Annotated in this window: 18 protein-coding genes; 8 read left to right on the forward strand and 10 right to left on the reverse strand. The window is 67.9% G+C overall.

The genetic code is table 11. From position 1 onward, the window contains the following. The first annotated feature begins 23 nt into the window (after nucleotides 1-23). Nucleotides 24-1619 (forward strand): SpoIIE family protein phosphatase, encoded by a 1596-nt coding sequence (locus ACFYRU_RS22080; RefSeq protein WP_387661852.1) that lies wholly within the window; start codon nucleotides 24-26, stop codon nucleotides 1617-1619. A 32-nt stretch (nucleotides 1620-1651) separates the two neighbouring features. Here the strand turns inward: ACFYRU_RS22080 and ACFYRU_RS22085 are convergent, their stop codons facing one another. Then, complete coding sequence (locus ACFYRU_RS22085; protein ID WP_387661854.1) at nucleotides 1652-2398, reverse strand: methyltransferase domain-containing protein; 747 nt, start codon at nucleotides 2396-2398, stop codon at nucleotides 1652-1654. On the opposite strand from ACFYRU_RS22085, the gene ACFYRU_RS22090 reads away from it, so the two are divergent. Then, nucleotides 2397-2840: a MerR family transcriptional regulator gene (locus ACFYRU_RS22090; protein ID WP_387661855.1), complete on the forward strand. Its 444-nt coding sequence runs from the start codon at nucleotides 2397-2399 to the stop codon at nucleotides 2838-2840. The genes ACFYRU_RS22085 and ACFYRU_RS22090 overlap by 2 nt on opposite strands. 311 nt (nucleotides 2841-3151) lie before the next feature. Here the strand turns inward: ACFYRU_RS22090 and ACFYRU_RS22095 are convergent, their stop codons facing one another. Then, entirely contained in the window at nucleotides 3152-3841 is a 690-nt protein-coding gene (locus ACFYRU_RS22095; RefSeq protein ID WP_387661856.1) for a VOC family protein, read from the reverse strand. A 66-nt stretch (nucleotides 3842-3907) separates the two neighbouring features. On the opposite strand from ACFYRU_RS22095, the gene ACFYRU_RS22100 reads away from it, so the two are divergent. From ACFYRU_RS22100 to ACFYRU_RS22110, 3 genes are all read left to right on the forward strand, one after another. Then, nucleotides 3908-4813 (forward strand): alpha/beta fold hydrolase, encoded by a 906-nt coding sequence (locus tag ACFYRU_RS22100; protein WP_387661857.1) that lies wholly within the window; start codon nucleotides 3908-3910, stop codon nucleotides 4811-4813. 10 nt (nucleotides 4814-4823) lie between these two features. Next, on the forward strand, nucleotides 4824-5417 hold the full coding sequence (locus ACFYRU_RS22105; RefSeq protein ID WP_387661859.1) for a DapH/DapD/GlmU-related protein: 594 nt from the start codon (nucleotides 4824-4826) through the stop codon (nucleotides 5415-5417). A 79-nt stretch (nucleotides 5418-5496) separates the two neighbouring features. Beyond that, on the forward strand, nucleotides 5497-7665 hold the full coding sequence (locus tag ACFYRU_RS22110; RefSeq protein WP_387661861.1) for an MMPL family transporter: 2169 nt from the start codon (nucleotides 5497-5499) through the stop codon (nucleotides 7663-7665). A gap of 81 nt (nucleotides 7666-7746) precedes the next feature. Here the strand turns inward: ACFYRU_RS22110 and ACFYRU_RS22115 are convergent, their stop codons facing one another. Beyond that, nucleotides 7747-9150, reverse strand: a complete 1404-nt coding sequence (locus tag ACFYRU_RS22115; RefSeq protein ID WP_387661862.1) for an FAD-dependent oxidoreductase — start codon at nucleotides 9148-9150, stop codon at nucleotides 7747-7749. A gap of 78 nt (nucleotides 9151-9228) precedes the next feature. On the opposite strand from ACFYRU_RS22115, the gene ACFYRU_RS22120 reads away from it, so the two are divergent. Then, the gene (locus tag ACFYRU_RS22120; RefSeq protein ID WP_387661864.1) at nucleotides 9229-9576 is read left to right on the forward strand and encodes a metalloregulator ArsR/SmtB family transcription factor; all 348 of its coding nucleotides are present in this window, start codon (nucleotides 9229-9231) and stop codon (nucleotides 9574-9576) included. Between the two features lie 11 nt (nucleotides 9577-9587). On the opposite strand, the gene ACFYRU_RS22125 is transcribed toward ACFYRU_RS22120, so the two are convergent. From ACFYRU_RS22125 to ACFYRU_RS22145, 5 genes are all read right to left on the reverse strand, one after another. Continuing rightward, on the reverse strand, nucleotides 9588-9989 hold the full coding sequence (locus ACFYRU_RS22125) for an arsenate reductase ArsC (protein WP_387661866.1): 402 nt from the start codon (nucleotides 9987-9989) through the stop codon (nucleotides 9588-9590). Continuing rightward, nucleotides 9986-10690: an aquaporin gene (locus ACFYRU_RS22130; protein WP_387661868.1), complete on the reverse strand. Its 705-nt coding sequence runs from the start codon at nucleotides 10688-10690 to the stop codon at nucleotides 9986-9988. The genes ACFYRU_RS22125 and ACFYRU_RS22130 overlap by 4 nt, the downstream gene beginning before the upstream one ends. Further along, nucleotides 10687-11376: an ArsR family transcriptional regulator gene (locus ACFYRU_RS22135; protein WP_387661869.1), complete on the reverse strand. Its 690-nt coding sequence runs from the start codon at nucleotides 11374-11376 to the stop codon at nucleotides 10687-10689. The genes ACFYRU_RS22130 and ACFYRU_RS22135 overlap by 4 nt, the downstream gene beginning before the upstream one ends. Before the next feature lie 63 nt (nucleotides 11377-11439). Beyond that, nucleotides 11440-12387, reverse strand: a complete 948-nt coding sequence (gene corA, locus ACFYRU_RS22140; RefSeq protein WP_387661871.1) for a magnesium/cobalt transporter CorA — start codon at nucleotides 12385-12387, stop codon at nucleotides 11440-11442. Beyond that, entirely contained in the window at nucleotides 12387-13322 is a 936-nt protein-coding gene (locus tag ACFYRU_RS22145; RefSeq protein ID WP_387661873.1) for a hypothetical protein, read from the reverse strand. The genes corA and ACFYRU_RS22145 overlap by 1 nt, the downstream gene beginning before the upstream one ends. Before the next feature lie 214 nt (nucleotides 13323-13536). On the opposite strand from ACFYRU_RS22145, the gene ACFYRU_RS22150 reads away from it, so the two are divergent. Together ACFYRU_RS22150 and ACFYRU_RS22155 are read left to right on the forward strand one after the other, a co-directional pair. Then, nucleotides 13537-13992, forward strand: a complete 456-nt coding sequence (locus ACFYRU_RS22150; protein ID WP_387661875.1) for an Hsp20/alpha crystallin family protein — start codon at nucleotides 13537-13539, stop codon at nucleotides 13990-13992. 30 nt (nucleotides 13993-14022) lie between these two features. Beyond that, nucleotides 14023-14901, forward strand: coding sequence for a DnaJ C-terminal domain-containing protein (locus tag ACFYRU_RS22155; RefSeq protein WP_387661877.1), 879 nt, complete (start codon nucleotides 14023-14025; stop codon nucleotides 14899-14901). A 127-nt stretch (nucleotides 14902-15028) separates the two neighbouring features. Here ACFYRU_RS22155 and ACFYRU_RS22160 read toward each other — a convergent pair whose 3' ends face one another. Together ACFYRU_RS22160 and ACFYRU_RS22165 are read right to left on the reverse strand one after the other, a co-directional pair. Then, complete coding sequence (locus tag ACFYRU_RS22160) at nucleotides 15029-15637, reverse strand: manganese catalase family protein (RefSeq protein WP_387661879.1); 609 nt, start codon at nucleotides 15635-15637, stop codon at nucleotides 15029-15031. A gap of 49 nt (nucleotides 15638-15686) precedes the next feature. After that, nucleotides 15687-15941, reverse strand: coding sequence for a UBP-type zinc finger domain-containing protein (locus ACFYRU_RS22165; protein ID WP_387661881.1), 255 nt, complete (start codon nucleotides 15939-15941; stop codon nucleotides 15687-15689). Nucleotides 15942-16027 lie beyond the last annotated feature (86 nt).

The following is a 16027-nucleotide window of genomic DNA, read 5'->3' on the forward strand; positions in this document are numbered from 1 at the left end:
GACGAGAGCATCTTGCTCGCACCGTGGTCGTGCTCGTCCTGGTCGGCGCTGCCTACTATCTCGGTGCGCGCCTCGGCCTCAGCCTCTCGCTGGTCGCGCGGAACGTCACGCCGCTCTGGCCGCCGACCGGAATCGCGCTGGCGGCGTTCCTCGTACTGGGGAGGTCGATGTGGCCGGCAGTGACGCTGGCGGCTCTGGCCGTCAACCTGCCGATCAGCAGCGGGCCGGTGCCGGCGCTCGTCACCGCGGCGGGCAACACGCTCGCGCCGCTGGCGGCGGCGATCGTCCTCGAACGGGTCGGTTTCCGGCGCGAGCTCGACCGCCGGCGTGACGCGCTGGCGATCGTCTTCCTGGGCGCGCTCGCGAGCATGACGATCAGCGCCACCGTCGGCTCAATCACGCTCACAGCCTCGAAAGGTCTGCACGATCTGGCCGGCGCCTGGGCGGTCTGGTGGACCGGCGACGCGATGGGCGTCCTCGCCGTCACCCCGTTCCTGCTGTGCCTCCCGCTGTTCCGCGAGCTCGAGCCGTGGCCGCTACGGCGTTGGCTCGAAGCCGTTCTGATTCTCGTACTGACGACCGTCGTGACGTCGTGGACGACCCACACCGACCAGCCTCTGCTGTTCCTGGTGCTGCCGCTGCTCGGCTGGGCGTCGTGGCGCCTGCAGTTGCGCGGCGCCGCCCCCGCCGCGTTGATCGCCTCGCTGATCGCGACCTGGTCCGCGACCCACGGCCGAGGGCCGTTCGCCGGCATGTCACTGCTGTCGCAGATGCTCACCCTCCAGGCGTTCAACGCGACCGTTGCTTTGATGTCGTTCTTCCTCGCCGCTCTCGTCAGCGAGCGCACGAGGCTTGCGAGCGCGCTGATGTCGGCCGCGCGTCAGCAGCTGAGCCTCGAGGAGGCGCGAGCCCGCCGGGAGCACACGATCGCCGAAACGCTGCAACGGAGCCTGCTTCCCGACCGGATGCCCATCATCCCCGGCGTTGCGGTCGCTGCCCGGTACGTCCCCGCGACGGCGGACCTCCACGTCGGCGGCGACTGGTACGACGTGATCCAGCTCCGCGACGGCCAGATAGCTCTGGTCATCGGCGACGTAGCCGGCCACGGCCTCCAGGCCGCCGCCGCGATGGCACAGCTGCGGATGGCCGTGCGCGCGTACGCCGTACATGACCCGTCTCCCACCACCGTCATGACCGGCCTGCACGACCTGGTCAACGACCTACCGATGGCCGAACTGGTCACCCTGCTGTACGTCCTGTACGACCCCGACACGGGCTCTCTGCGCTTCAGCAACGCCGGCCATCCGCCCGCGCTGCTGATCGACAACGGCAACACCCGCTACCTGGAAGGCGGCCTTGCGCCGCCCCTCGGCGTCCTCGCTCAATGGCAGTACACCGAAGCCACGCACCACCTGCCGCCCGGCGCAACTCTCCTGCTCTACACCGACGGCCTGATCGAACGCCGCACCCGCTCGATCCAGGAAGGCCTGGACCAACTGGAAACCGAAGCAACCACCCACCCCGACCTGGAAACCCTCTGCGACCACCTCCTGTCCACCCTCCTGGACAACGAGGTAGCCGACGACATAGCCCTGATAGCCCTCCGCCCCCAGACCTAATCAGACCAGCCACCTCCCGCGTCCTGACATCGTCATGGCCTCCAGGTTGCGGCTGCGACGAACAGTGGGAGCGCCAGGAACAGCCGGTCTGTTCGGGCGCGGCGTGTCTGCTCCGCCGTCCAGGAATCAGCCTGCGCGCGGTCGACCGCTCCGGCGGCGCGTGCGGCGTCGGCGAACTCCGTCAGCATCGGCAACATCGTGGCGCCGGTGAACACCACGGTTCGCACCTCGACGGTCACCTCGGTGAAGCCTCCGTCCAGCAGGAGGTTGCGGTAGCCACGGGCGACCCTCGGGTTCGGGACCGTATCAGCGCGCGCATGCACGACGGCCCGGGTCAGCTCGGGCTCGTCGGAATCAATGACGACGGTGTCCCAGTCCTGACCCATGAGCACGATCCGCCCGCCCGGAGCGAGCACCCGCCGGGCCTCGGCCAAGGCACCCACGGGATCTGCCAGCGCATGGAATACCTTGTCCGCCCGGTAACCGGCGACAGAGTCGTCCGGCAGGTCCAGCGCTTCTGCGGTACCCAGCCGGAAGTCGTGCTCGGGCCGGCGTTCGACGGCCACCGCAATCATGTGCTCGCTGACGTCGATCCCGGTCGGCCGCGCACCAAGGCCGGCCAGTTCCGCGACCGCCCGGCCGGTGCCGCAGCCGACATCCACGACGGGATCACCGGCCGCGAGTTCGAGCAGCTCGTAGGAGCGCGTACGCAGCTCGGCGGCGCCAGGCATCGCGTCGGCCGCGTCGAGCAACTGGATGAGTGTTGGGTGATTGGACATGGTCGCCATGCTGCGACTTAATGTCGATGTGAAGTCAAGCGGCGAGAACGCGGCGACACTCAGCATCGGTGAGGTCGCAGACCGGTTCGGACTCGGGACCCACGTGCTCCGGCACTGGGAGTCGATGGGCCTGCTCGCTCCGGCCCGGATCGCTGGATCCCGCCGCCGGTACGGTCCCGACGACGTCTACCGGATCGGCGTGGTCCTTCGCGCCAAGGAAGCGGGCTTCGGTCTGGACGACATCCGCGACATGATCACCACCCGCGACGCAACGGCCCGTACCGCCATCCTCCAGCGCCAGCGCGCCGCCCTGACGTCCCGAATCGCCGCCGCCGAGACCTCCCTCGCCATGATCGACGGCGCCCTCGACTGCGACCACCCCGACTTCACGCAATGCCCCCACTTCCGAGCCATCGTCACCGACCGCATCGCCGGCGGGTGACACCGACTACCCGGGGAGCTGTGGGCGGCGGCCCCAGGTTGACATCAGTGGCGCGAGGGTGAGGTCCAGTTTGCCTGCGCGGATGGCTTGCAGGTGGTGTCAGTACGAGGCGGGCGTGCACGAGGTCAAAGGTCCCCGGCTCCGGAGGCGGGCCAGCCGCGACGTCGTGCCGGCGTACGTCGTACTGATCGTTCGTCTGCAGCCACGACGGATCGCTCGCCGGCTTCGGTGCGCGCGTTGTCCAGCAGCCACGTCGTCGGCCTCCCCAAGCCGGCGGCGCTACGACGACGGGGACATGTCACACCCCTGTTTCAGTCTCGGCCTTGCCAGGTGGTCACGCAGACTTCGTTTCCCTCGGCGTCGGCGAGGACCCAGAAAGCCGGGGCGCGGGTTGCGGAGACGAGTTGGCCTCCGGCGGCCAGTGCTGCCTCGACGCGTTGCGGTGCCTCGTCATGTGGAACAGAGACGTCGAAGTGGATTCGATTGCGCTGGGGGCGCGGCTGATCCATCTGCTGGAACCAGACGGCCGGGCATTGCCCAACCGGGTCTACGAGCGGATCTGTCGGTCCGTCGGCGCCCGACTCGTCGGCATAGCCCAGCACCGCCTTCCAGAACGGCCGAATCGCGGCAATGTCCATCGCATCGATCGCGATCTCCAGCAGCTGGACGGATCTGGGTGCGCCTGTTCCGACTTCAGGCCCGGTCGCTAACCCGGATTTCTCCGCGATCGCGGTGATCCGAAGCGCGAGTTCGACGTCGCGGGAGGTCACCGCCGCGGATTCCAGCGACTGCAGCGTGAGGACGACCCGATCAGGACGAGCATCGACCCGAAGGTGCCCGTCGGCATCGTCCCCGCATGCCGCGACAGCGTCCGCTGCCAAGCTGACCGCCTGAGCCAACGATCCGACCGGAACCGACGTCCGCAAAGTACCCAGCAAGTATCGCCAGCCGATGTCGACAACCGCATCCGACGCTTCCGGCCGACTCAGAATCCGTTCCATCCCCACATCCTCGCAGCCGCAGGCTCGGAGTGGCTCGACAGGTTGGGAGGGTGCTTGACTTGGCGGATGAACGCTCGTGGTCTGAACGAATCGCATGTTGTCTCGACGCCGGCGCTCGACATCGCGTACGAGGCTGCTGGGCCGCCGGACGGGCCGACCGCGGTCCTCATGCACGGCTTCCCGTACGACGTACGTTGCTACGACGAGGTGGCAACGATTCTCGCGGCCGCCGGGATGCGCGTCGTCGCGCCGTACCTGCGGGGATACGGCCCGACACGCTATCGCGATCCGGACATCATGCGCTCCGGTCAGCAAGGCGCGCTCGGCCAGGATCTGCTCGATCTCCTCGATGCGCTGGAGCTCGAACGCGCCGTCGTCGGCGGGTTCGACTGGGGTGGCCGAGCTGCCTGTATCGCAGCGGCGGCAGCACCGGAGCGAGTCGTGGGCCTGGTGACTGTCGGCGGGTACAACGTCCAGGACATCGCCCGATCCGGCGAGCCCGCCCCACCCGAAGCCGAGAGCGCCGCCTGGTACACCCACTACTTCCTCACCGATCGTGGACAGGCTGGGCTGGAGCGGTACACGGACGAGTTGTGCGGACTGTTGTGGCGCCAGTGGTCGCCGCTGTGGGCGGAGTGCGAAGCCGCCTTCGAAGCCAGCGCGCCGAGCCTGCACAATCCCGATTTCGTTGCCACCGTCATCCACTCGTACCGGCATCGACGCGCCGCCGCCCCGGGTGACCCGCGCTACGACGGCCTCGAGAAGTTCTTGGCGACGACACCAGCCATCACCGTGCCGACCATCGCCCTCGACGCGTTGGCAGACGGCCTCGGCGCCGACGACTCGCGCGTCGACGAGCCACTGTTCACCGGCGGCTTCGACCGACGCGAGCTACCGGGCGTTGGGCACAATCCGCCGCAGGAGGATCCGGCAGCGTTCGCGCAGGCAGTACTCGACATCACAGCCGCGTAGCCTGGCGCAGGTGGAGGAGCTTCGTGGGCAGCTGACGGTCTGGGCACAGAAGTGGCGCTGGTACCAGCGGAACTCGCTGCCGTGGAACCGGGCGCGGATCCACTGGGAGTTGATGCGGCGCGGTGCGTTCGCGCGCTGGCCGTTGCACGGCGACGTACTCGAGGCGTTGCGGGACGGGCGGCTCGAGGTCGGGGCCAACACGATGTTCGAGCCCAACGTGTGGATCACGACGGGCGGCGTGGGGCGGGTGCGGATCGGCGAAGGTACGTTCCTGAACATCGCGGTGATGGTGGCGTCCCTCGACCTGGTGGAGATCGGCTCGCACTGCATGCTCGCGAACGGCTGCTTCGTGACCGATGCCAACCACCGCTTCGACGACCCGGATCGACCGGTGCCGTGGCAGGGGTTCGACTCGAAAGGCCCGACGCGAATCGGCAACAACGTCTGGCTGGGCGCGAACGTAGTCGTCACCAGCGGCGTAACGATCGGCGACCGCTGCGTAATCGGCGCCAACAGCGTCGTCACCCACAACATCCCCCCGTACTCCATCGCCGCAGGCGCCCCCGCCAAGGTCCTCCGCACCATCACCTACGGAACCGAGTAGGTCTAGCCCTGCGCCGCCGCCGGGTGAGCTGTCAGGTCGATGACAGCGCGGTGTCAGCACGCCCGGAGATGGTGGTTCCATGACCGAAATGTTCCACCGCATCGGGCGCGTCGCCGTCCGTCATCCCATCTGGACGATCGTGGCCTGGCTCGTGATCGCGGTCGCCGTGGTGGCGACCGCGCCGAGCCTGCCGTCGAGCAGCGACCAGAGCAGCTTCCTGCCGAAGAGCTACGAGTCGATCCAGGCCGCGGAGCTCCAGCAGAGCGCGTTCCCGAGCGCGTTCACCCCGTCGGCGATCGTGTTGTACCAGCGTGCCGACGGAGGCCGGCTCACCCCGGCCGACCTGAAGGACGCCGCGAACATCACCACCGAGCTCGGCGCGAAGAAGATCGACCAGGTCGAGCAGGTCGTACCTGGCCCACCCTCGAAGGACGGCCGGTACGTACTGGGCCTGGTGTCGATGAACACCAACAACGCAGGCCAGCAGAGCCAGCTCGACGCCGCGAAGACCTTGCGGGACGACGCGAAGGCGCTCACCAAGGGCACCCACCTCAACGCCAAGCTCGGCGGTTCGGCCGCGCAGGGGCTGGACCAGCAGGAGTCGTCGACCCGCGCGAACCTGCTGACATTCGTCGGTACGTTCGCGATCATCCTGATCACGCTGCTGATCATCTTCCGCTCGCCGATCCTCGCGCTGCTGCCGCTGATCGTCCTGCTCGCGCTGGTCTCGTCGACGGCCAACGGGCTGATCGCCGACGCCACGCAGCTGTTCGGGCTGGAGGCGAGCAGTTCGATCTCGGCGTTGCTGATCGTGGTCCTGCTCGGGGTCGGTACCGACTACTACCTGTTCCTGATGTTCCGCTACCGCGAGCGGTTGCGGGCCGGCGACCAGCCCAAGGAGGCGATGATCAACGCGGTCGGACGCGTCGGCGAGGCGATCGCCTCTGCGGCCGGTGCGGTCATGATCGCGTTCCTCGCGCTGCTCCTGTCGACCCTGGGCTTCCTCAAGCAGATGGGCCCGGCGCTGGCGATCACGGTCGCGGTGACGCTGGTCGCGGCGTTGACGCTGTTCCCGGCGATCTGCTCGCTGATCCCGCCGCGGGTGTTGTTCTGGCCGTCGAAGGCTTGGCGCAAGGAGCCCACGAACGCCCGGTTCGCCGCGCTCGGTCGCGGCGTACAGCGCCGTCCGGCCGTCTTCGCGGCGGTGTCCGGGATCGTGATGGTCGCTCTCGCGCTCGGTACGCTCGGCTTCAAGGCGACGTTCGACCTGGCAGCCGGTTCGATGCCGAAGACCAAGGAGTCGATGGTCGTCCAGACCGAGATGCAGTCCGCGTACTCGGCCGGCGCCGCCGAACCGACCTCGGTGCTGGTCAGTACGACCGGTGGCGGGCGGCTCGATCCGGCGGTGTTGCCGGCGTACGAGCAGAAGCTCCGCGCGGTCGCGGGCGTTGCCGACGTACAACCGGCCGCTCTCAGCAAGGACGGGCGGACTGCGAACATCACGGTCACGCTCGCGTACGGGTCCGCGACAGATCAGGCGCTGAGCACAGTCGGTGACGTTCGCGAGGTCGCGCACGCAGACACACCGGCTGGTACGAAAGCGCTGGTCGGCGGCATGTCGTCGATCTACAAGGACATCAACGCGGCGGTCAACCACGACTACCGCACGGTGTTCCCGCTGGCCGCGCTGCTGATCATGATCATCCTGGGCCTGCTGCTGCGCAGCGTCGTGGCGCCTTGGTACCTGATGGCCTCGGTCGGCCTGGGCTTCGGCGCCACGCTCGGTGCGACCGTACTGATCTTCCAGAAGAGCATGGGACATTCCGGACTGATGTTCATGCTGCCGGTGATCATGTACCTGTTCGTGGTTGCCATCGGCACCGACTACAACATTCTGATGATCGCCAGGCTCCGCGAGGAGGCACGGGAAGGCCGCGATCCACGCGAGGCGGCGAGTATGGCCGTACGGCACGCGGGTCCGACCGTCGCCGCGGCCGGGTTCATCCTCGCGGCGACGTTCGCCACGCTGATGCTCGCCGGCAACTCGCTGCTGACCGAGATGGGCTTCGCGGTCTCGTTCGGCATCGTGGTCGCGGCCTTCGTGATGGCGATGTTCTTCACCCCGAGCCTGACCGCCCTGATCGGCCACGCCGCCTGGTGGCCGGGTCACCAGGACCGGCAGACTCGCCCCGAACCCACGAGCGCCGATCCAGAGCTGAGCGAGCTGGAACCTTCCGGCCGGGGCTGACACCAGCACACCACGGGTCTGCGGGCTCGCGCTCTTCGGTTCCCTTGCGGACCGCTGAGCGCGAGTCGGGAGGTCGCGTCGTCAGTTGCAGCACCCGGACTGCGTGCTCGGCTCGGGCTCGATGACGGTCAGCAGGCCGCCGCTGATGCCGGTGGACAGGCCACGGCTCGCCGGAGCCTCGATGCTGACCGATGCGTCGATGCCCGGCGACGTCGGGCCGCAGCAGCCGCCTGCCCCGCCGGCCTCGTTGGCCGCGCCGCCGTAGGCGAGGTTCGACGAGCAGACGCCGGTCTCCGGCAGGTTCAGCTGGACGTCGCGCGCCGCGTCCCAGTCGCCCGCGAGCGCGGCGACGACCGAGCGCGCCTGTTCGTACCCGGTGGCCAGCAGGAACGTCGGCGCCCGGCCGTACGACTTCGCGCCGACCGCGAAGTACCCGGGCTCGGGATGTGCGAGTTCGTCGACGCCGTGCGGCGGGACCGTACCGCACGAGTGCTGGTTCGGGTCGATGAGCGGAGCGAGCGCGCGGGTCGACCCCAGGATCGGGTCGAGATCGAGGCGGAGTTCGCTCACCATGTCGAGGTCGGGCCGGAACCCCGTCGAGTTCACCACCGTGTCCACGACGATCTGCTGGTTCCCGGCAGTCAGCGCCACCCGGCCGTCCGCCGTACGCGCCATCGACTCAGTACGGAAGCTGCTCACCAACTCGACCCGGCCCGACTGTACGAGCGCCTTCAGCCGGCTGCCCAGCGCACCCCGAGCGGGCAGCTCGTCGGAGTCCCCACCGCCGTACGTCCGCGCCTGGTCCGTACCACGCACGACCCAGACCACCTCGGTGCCAGGCTCGTGCTCGGCCAGTTCACCCAGCTCGAGCAGCGTCGTCGCGGCCGAGTGGCCAGCGCCGACAACCGCCGTACGACGACCGACGAACCGCTCACGGTCGCACCCGAAGACGTCCGGTAGCGCATGCGCGATCGCATCGGCCACCTCGACCTCGCCGCGGGCCGGGATACCCGAGGCGCCGAGAACGTTCGGGCGGCGCCAGGTTCCGGCGGCGTCGATCACGGCCGAGGCGAGGATTTCCTCGCCGTCCGCGAGGCGCAGCAGGAGCGGCGCGCCCGCGCGGCCCGCCGTACGGATCCGGTCGTAGCCGACGCGGGTCACCGCGACCACCTCAGAGCCGTACCGGATGCTGCCGCTCAGGACCTTCGCCAGCGGCGCGAGGTAGTCGTCGATCAGGTCGCCACCGGTCGGCAGCGCGTCCAGGTCCGGCTCGATCCAGTCGGCCGCCTCCAGCAGCCGGCGGGCGGCACTGTCGATGTCGTAGCGCCACGGACTGAACAGCTTCACGTGCCGCCATTCGTCGATCGCAGCTGCCACGCCCGGCCCCGACTCGAGGACCAGGAACTCCACGCCTCGTTCGGCCAGGTGCGCCGCCGCGGCCAGTCCGACCGGGCCTGCTCCGATGACTACCACCGGCTGGTTCACGACGATCCTCCGCGCTGTCTAGATGTTTATCTAATCAGGCAGCTTGCCCGTTGATTCGACAAGAGTCAAGATAGACGTATGTCGAAACAGCAGTTGCCGGTGCTCACCACGTGCTGCGCGCCGATCTCCGAGGCCGCGCTCGAGCCGGCGCAGGCGGCGGATGGTGCCGCGGTGTTCAAGGCACTGGCGGATCCGATCCGGCTCCGGCTGATGTCGATCATCGCCTCGGCCGGCGACGAGATCTGTGTCTGCGACATCACCCCGCAGTTCGACGTCAGCGGCCCGACCATCTCCCACCACCTGAAGGTGCTCCGCGCGGCAGGCCTGGTCGACTGCGAACGCCGCGGCACCTGGGTCTACTACTGGCCGATCCCCGAACGCCTGACCTGGCTGTCGACCCTGCTGTCCGTACCCGCAACCGCCTGACCACGGACGGATCAGGTGGTGTGCAGTTCGCTGATGAGCTTCTCCACGCGACTGCGGATCTCGTCGCGAACCTGGCGGACGACCTCGATCGGCTGGCCTGCGGGATCGGTGAGTTCCCAGTCCTCGTAGCGCTTGCCCGGGAACACCGGACACGCGTCGCCACATCCCATGGTGACGATGACGTCGCTGCCCTGCGCGACGTCGTACTCGAGCTTCTGTGGAATCGCGCCGGTGATGTCGATGCCGACCTCGCGCATCGCCTCCACCGCGACCGGATTGATCTGGTCCTTCGGTTCCGAACCGGCCGAACGGACCTCGACCGCGTCGCCCGCCAGGTGCCGCAACCAGCCCGCGGCCATCTGCGATCGGCCGGCGTTGTGAACACAGACGAACAGAACACTCGGCTTACTCACTTGGAAGCTCCAGTCGTGACAGCGTGAACGCTCGGATACAGCACAGCCAACAGCCCCACCCCGACGGCAGCCCCGGCCAGCTGAGAGATCACAAACCCCGGTACGGACGCCGGCGCGATCCCGGCAAACGTGTCGCTGAACGCCCGCCCGATCGTCACCGCAGGGTTGGCGAACGACGTCGACGACGTGAACCAGTACGCCGACCCGATATAAGCACCGACCGCCGCCGGCGCAAGGGCCGCCCGGTTGGATGCGGCCAGCGCGAAGATCAACACGACCAGCCCCGCCGTCGCGACAACCTCACCCAGCCACAGATGCCCCGCGCTACGGTCCTTCGTCGACCACGACACGGCCGCCTCGCCGTACATCAGGTTCGCGAGTACGGCACCCAGGATCGCGCCGACGACCTGCGCCGGCACGTACGCACTCACGTCCCGCGCAGACAACCCGCCGCCGTTACGGCGACCAAGCCACCAGTCCACGAGCGACACCACCGGATTGAGATGCGCACCCGACACCGGCCCGATCATCAAGATCAGCACGGCCAGACCGAGCGCAGTCGCGAACGCGTTCTCGAGAAGCTGCAGCCCGACGTCGTCCGGCGACATCCTCGCCGCAGCGATACCCGATCCGATCACAACGGTAACCAGCAAACCAGTTCCGATGCCCTCAGCAACAACCCGCCGCCACAACGCCGTCATCGTCGCGCTTCCCTCTGTGAAACCAGTGGTGCCAGCCGATCGATGCGGCCGGCCAGGTCGTCGTACGCAGCCTCGAAGGCCGCATCTGTGTCCGCCCGCGCCGGGTCAGGCACCGACCAGTGCACCCGCGGCCGCGCGTCGGCAGGCAGGTGCTCGTACGCGATGTCGCACACCGCGATCACCAGGTCGTCCGGTTTCACCACATCCACGACCTGAGCGGTCCGCCACTTCTGCGGATGCAGCCCACGCCGCCGCGCCACCTTCACCGCCCGCGGATGCACTCGCTCCGCCGGCCGCGTCCCCGCCGACACCGCAGGCACATGACTGCGCCGCGCCCAGATCGCCGCCGCCAACTGCGACCGCGCCGAGTTGTGCGTACACACGAACGCCACCCGCGGTACGTCACCCAACGACGGAGCGGTCACCGACGCCAACCGCTCCGGCACCAACCGCACGTACGTACGCCGGTGGTCCCCCTCCGACCGCCCCCGCACCACGAGCCCGGCCTCTTCCAACACCTTCAAGTGATGTGCCACCAGATTCGTAGGCATCCTCAACAACGCCCCCAACTCCCCCGGCGCCGCATCCCCCACGACCAACGCATCCACAATCACCAACCGAGCAGCATCCGCGAGCGCCGCATGCACCCGAGCCCGCTCCACCAAGGAATCCCGCTCAACGTTCATTGCCTCAATAGTCGCTGAGCTACCTGCCGGCGTCAATTCCGACCGGCAGAGAATCGACGAGTCTCAGAACCAGCGGCGGCGTTTGAAGAAGATGACCATCAGGAGGACGGCGACGAGGTTCAGACCGACGCCGAGGGCTGCGAACTCGGCCGCGCCGCCGAGGTGATCGACCATCCAACCGAAGTTCTGCCCGAAGAAGCCACTGATGAAGCTGAGCGGCAGGAAGACTGTCGAGATGACTGTCAACTGCTTCATCACGGCGTTCTGGCGGTTTGACACCGTCGAGAGGAAGACGTCCGTCGAGGTCGTCAGAAGATCGCGATAGGTGTCGATCAGACCGCTGACGCGGATCAGGTGATCGTGCGTGTCGCGGAAGTACCGCTCCGCCTCGTGCGTCATTCCGGGTAACTCGACGACACCACCGACCAGGCTCGCGAACACATCCCGCTGAGACTCGACGACCTTGCGCATCCTGACCAGCGTGCGCTTCAACGCCGAGATCTCCTGGAGTTGCTGTTCGTCGGCGACATCGTGGAAAGCCCGGTCCTCGACATCCTCGACGCGGTCGTCGAAGCCTGCGAGGACGGGCATGAAGCTGTCGACGAGAGCATCGACGAGTCGATGGGCGAGCCAGATGGGCTCCCGGACAGACTTGGTGCCGGCCTCGTACTTGCGCCGCACCTCGGAGACAGCCGGAACCCTGTCATGGCGGATGGTGACGAGGAAACGCTGGGAGTAGAAGCAGTGCACCTCGACGAGCCGGCCGTCGTCCGGCACCGCGCCGTACAGCACCAGGAAGACGAAGTCGTCGTACTCCTCAACCTTCGGCCGCTGACCGAAGTGTTCGCTGTCCTCCAGCGCCAGCGGGTGAAACCCGAAGACCTCGCGCAGAATCGCGAACTCCTCGGCGGTGGGCCGGTGCAGGTCGATCCAGAAGAAGGTGCCACTGGCAACCAACCGCTTGGCCTCCTCGCGGTCGAGACGTGCCTCGCCGGTATGTTCGTCCACCATCAGCCGGGCTTCCGGTCGTGCGCGAGCCGGTCGCGACGGTCCTGTTCACGCTTCGAATAGGCAGCGGCGCGGATCGCCTCGTCGGACTCCAGACCGGAGCCGAGGCCACCGCCGACGGTTGCCGCGGACGCGACGAACCAAGCAACGACGAACAGGTCACCGTGGCCGAGCGGCGTCTGGAGATAGTTGCCCATCACGTGGGGGTCGAGAATGAACAGCGCCCATACCGCGTTCACAACGTAGAGCGCCACGTAACAGATCAGCACCCCGACCACCAACGTCACCACCGTCGAGGCGTTGTACAGCCGCGACCTCTCCCGCGCTTGCGGCGAGTCGTCGTCAGGCCGGTCCCACAGTTCCCCGTCGACCACCAGCCAGCCGACAGCAAGCGCGATCGACGCGACGGTCGCAACCACCAAGCGCCACCACGACATCGTCCCCGCCAGCAGCCAGACCGTGGAATTGATCGTCGCCACCGCTCCGGTTGCCAACGCCGCCACGAGCGCAGACTTCAGCCCGGGGACCAACAGCCACGGACGATTGGCGAGTACCATGCCGACGAGAAGACGCCAGCGGCCACGTCGGCGCGGTAGAGCCACGCGGCGCTCATCGTTGCTGTTCGCATCGACCATGCCGCTGACCAGCGAGCGCACCGCCCGGCGGGCGCGGGCACGCATCCGTAGGCCACCCAAAGCAGGCAGCGACAACACGGCGGTCTGTTCGCCTGGATCAGTCGTGACCAGCAAGTGCCGCCCCTCGTCGTCGTGGAGCGGAAGTTCGGTCAGACCGACCACCAGATCCCAATCCCGTCGGCGAGCTTGCTCCTGGAGCCGGCCCACGGCAGTGTCGACGTCCTCAGACCCGGTGGTGAACGGCTCGCTCACCACAGTGACCTCCCACGCGTCACCACCACCGACCGGGCACAGATCGGTCATACCCCTCGCAATCTCAGTCGGCGCGGCCGGATCCGCAACCAAACCAACACGGACAGCTCCCATCTGAACCCGGTACCCACTTCGCCCACCCGGACACCGATGCGGAGCACGCTCACCCACTGCGCGGTCGCGGGATGTGCGGAGCGGCTCGGCGTAGCAGCCTTACAGATATGGCCTGGCGATCCGACCGGCCACAGGAGGAAGGGAGCAGAGGATGGCAGTGCCCGCACAACGCACCAGGAACGATGTCGCCCATTGGGACACGGCGAGCGAGTTCGACCGGCTGACGCAGCAGATGTCTCAGCTGTTCCAGGGGCAGTGGCCGGATTTGCCGTCGCTACTCGGTTCGGACGGCTTCACCCCGCTGGCCGACTTGGAGGAGACCGACGACGCCTATCTTCTGGAGATCGAACTGCCAGGCGTCAAGAAGAAGGACATCAACATCGACGTCGAGGACCGGCGGATCGTGATCAGCGGCGAACGCCCGGAACAGAAGCGGACCGGTTGGTTGCGCCGCCAGAACCGCTCATGGGGCCGCTTCCGCTACGAGGTCGTCCTGCCGGACCCCGTGGACGAGGATGGCATAGAAGCCACGCTTGACGACGGCGTACTCCACGTGCGGGTGCCGAAGAGCTCCGCCCGTCAACGCCGCCACGTCGAGGTGAAGTAGGCAGCGACAACTCCGCGAGGCGGTAGGCCGATGGCGGAACGTGGATTCTACGAGGTGCTCGGGCTGCGGCCCGGCGCCTCGTCGGACGAGATCCAGCGCTCATACCGCAAGCTCGCCAGCACCTTCCACCCGGATATCAACAAGGGCCCCGAAGCCGAGAAGCGGTTCAGGGAGATCTCCGAGGCGTACGACGTGTTGTCCGACCCCGAGCTTCGCAAGCGGTACGACGAGGTCGGCCTCGACCTCGATGATCTCTTCGGGCCGCGCAGTCGGCCGAGCTCGGCGCCCGTCTCAGGGGCGGATCAGGAGTTCGAGCTCGAACTCTCGGTCGACGACGCGTACAAGGGCGTGCATCGGTGGCTCACCATCGCGGGGCCCGGCGGAACGCGCAGCGTGGAGGTGACCATCCCGCCCGGTGCCACCGACGGTCAGCGCATCAGGCTGACCGGCCAAGGCGGACAGGGAAGCGGAGGCGCCGGCGACCTGTACCTCGTCGTACGCATCGCTCCTCATCCCCGATACCGGGTCGAAGGGCGTGACATCTGGGTCCAGCTGCCGCTGACGCCGTGGGAAGCAGCCCTGGGTGCCAGGGTCGCCGTGAACACGCCGGGAGGCGAGGCGAAGGTGCAAGTCCCGCCAGGTTCGTCGAGCGGGCGACCCTTACGTCTGCGCGGCCGCGGAATGCCGGGGACGGCCGGCCGCAGAGGTGACTTGTGCGCGGAGGTCCGAATCATGGTGCCCAGCCGGCTCACCGACGAGGAGCGGCGCCTGTTCGAACAACTGGCCGCCACGTCCACGAGCCAGATCGGGTCCTCGACAGATTTCGTGCCGCCCTCGTACGTGCGCCGTAGGTCGGTCAGCGCCGGAACCTCGTCACGGTGGATGGTGACCATGCGCCGCTCGGAGTAGAGGCAATGCACCTCGACGAGGCTGCGGTCGCCCGGCTCCGCGGAGGGTCGGTGCAGGTCGATCCAGTGGACGCTGCCACCGGCAAGCGGCCGCTCGGCGTCTTCGCGGTTGAGGCGCGTCTCGGCCTTTACGTCCGTCCCCGCTGCGACGGCGCTTCTTCCGCCAGTTCTGCGGAGACGGATCGGCACAGCCGCTGGTTGGCCGCGGCTCGTGCCAACAAGAACGAGAGCAGGTACCGGATGTCGGCGTCGTCGGTCAGCCGATAGAGCCGCGAGAGCTGCGTCCGGCGGTTCAGTTCGGCGGCGGCATTGGTCCGGAAGTCGGCGGCGAGATTCCCGCTGACGTTGCCGGCGGCCCCTTTCCACGGGTTGGCCGCGGCATGCGCTCCGGCACCGGTGGCGATCGCCTGCTCGAGATCGGTGCCGGCGATCACCGCGGCGACCGTCGGGTCGAGCCGGACAGCGGCGTCGAGGACATCCACCGGCGCATGCTCCAGCAACTGCGCGATCATCGTGGCCAGCATCTCGAGGCTGGCGACCTGTTCGGTGCCGAGGCCGAAGAGCAGGTCGCGATACCTGCCCGGAACGTGCATGTCCCACGACTGGAACATGTAGTGCATGGCGACGCCGATCTCGTCGTACTGGCTGCCGATCACGTCCTCCAGACGGCGGGCGTACACGGCGTCCGGGTGCTCGGGAACCGTGGTGAACTGAAGGTCCTGACGGTGGTTGAACATAAGTCGATCCTCAGTGGGATGAGTGGGTGGTTCCGTCCGGTGGTGCACGTCAGACGAAGGCTTCGTCGAAGTAGCACCAGCGCCAGTTCTCACCCGGTTCGAACGACTGCACGATCGGGTGTCCGTCGTACGCCGCGTGAGCGCGGGCGTGCTTCAGCGGCGACGAGTCGCAGCAGCCGACGTGGCCGCAGCTAAGGCACAGCCGCAGGTGCACCCATGGTGAGTTCAGCTCGAGGCACTCCTCGCACCCTTCGGGTGTGCGTGGCCGGACCGGCCTGACCTGGGTCACATGAGGATCCACCATGCTCGACCTCCCGCTGTCATGGGTCGTGCTCGTTCGCTTCCAAATCTCGTCCACCAGCGGATGACACACATCCCCAGAACAGGTGG

This window comes from Kribbella sp. NPDC004536 (assembly GCF_042873835.1).
Taxonomy (GTDB): domain Bacteria; phylum Actinomycetota; class Actinomycetes; order Propionibacteriales; family Kribbellaceae; genus Kribbella.

Excerpts from the sequence above, each read along its gene's own strand:
- ACFYRU_RS22100 (WP_387661857.1), top strand. The coding sequence starts at position 3,908 with ATGAACGCTCGTGGTCTGAACGAATCGCATGTTGTCTCGACGCCGGCG.
- ACFYRU_RS22145 (WP_387661873.1), bottom strand. The coding sequence starts at position 13,322 with ATGACCGATCTGTGCCCGGTCGGTGGTGGTGACGCGTGGGAGGTCACT.
- ACFYRU_RS22155 (WP_387661877.1), top strand. The coding sequence starts at position 14,023 with ATGGCGGAACGTGGATTCTACGAGGTGCTCGGGCTGCGGCCCGGCGCC.
- corA (WP_387661871.1), bottom strand. The coding sequence starts at position 12,387 with ATGGTGGACGAACATACCGGCGAGGCACGTCTCGACCGCGAGGAGGCC.
- ACFYRU_RS22150 (WP_387661875.1), top strand. The coding sequence starts at position 13,537 with ATGGCAGTGCCCGCACAACGCACCAGGAACGATGTCGCCCATTGGGAC.
- ACFYRU_RS22165 (WP_387661881.1), bottom strand. The coding sequence starts at position 15,941 with ATGGTGGATCCTCATGTGACCCAGGTCAGGCCGGTCCGGCCACGCACA.
- ACFYRU_RS22135 (WP_387661869.1), bottom strand. The coding sequence starts at position 11,376 with ATGAACGTTGAGCGGGATTCCTTGGTGGAGCGGGCTCGGGTGCATGCG.
- ACFYRU_RS22095 (WP_387661856.1), bottom strand. The coding sequence starts at position 3,841 with ATGGAACGGATTCTGAGTCGGCCGGAAGCGTCGGATGCGGTTGTCGAC.
- ACFYRU_RS22130 (WP_387661868.1), bottom strand. The coding sequence starts at position 10,690 with ATGACGGCGTTGTGGCGGCGGGTTGTTGCTGAGGGCATCGGAACTGGT.
- ACFYRU_RS22090 (WP_387661855.1), top strand. The coding sequence starts at position 2,397 with ATGGTCGCCATGCTGCGACTTAATGTCGATGTGAAGTCAAGCGGCGAG.
- ACFYRU_RS22120 (WP_387661864.1), top strand. The coding sequence starts at position 9,229 with ATGTCGAAACAGCAGTTGCCGGTGCTCACCACGTGCTGCGCGCCGATC.
- ACFYRU_RS22160 (WP_387661879.1), bottom strand. The coding sequence starts at position 15,637 with ATGTTCAACCACCGTCAGGACCTTCAGTTCACCACGGTTCCCGAGCAC.
- ACFYRU_RS22085 (WP_387661854.1), bottom strand. The coding sequence starts at position 2,398 with ATGTCCAATCACCCAACACTCATCCAGTTGCTCGACGCGGCCGACGCG.
- ACFYRU_RS22110 (WP_387661861.1), top strand. The coding sequence starts at position 5,497 with ATGACCGAAATGTTCCACCGCATCGGGCGCGTCGCCGTCCGTCATCCC.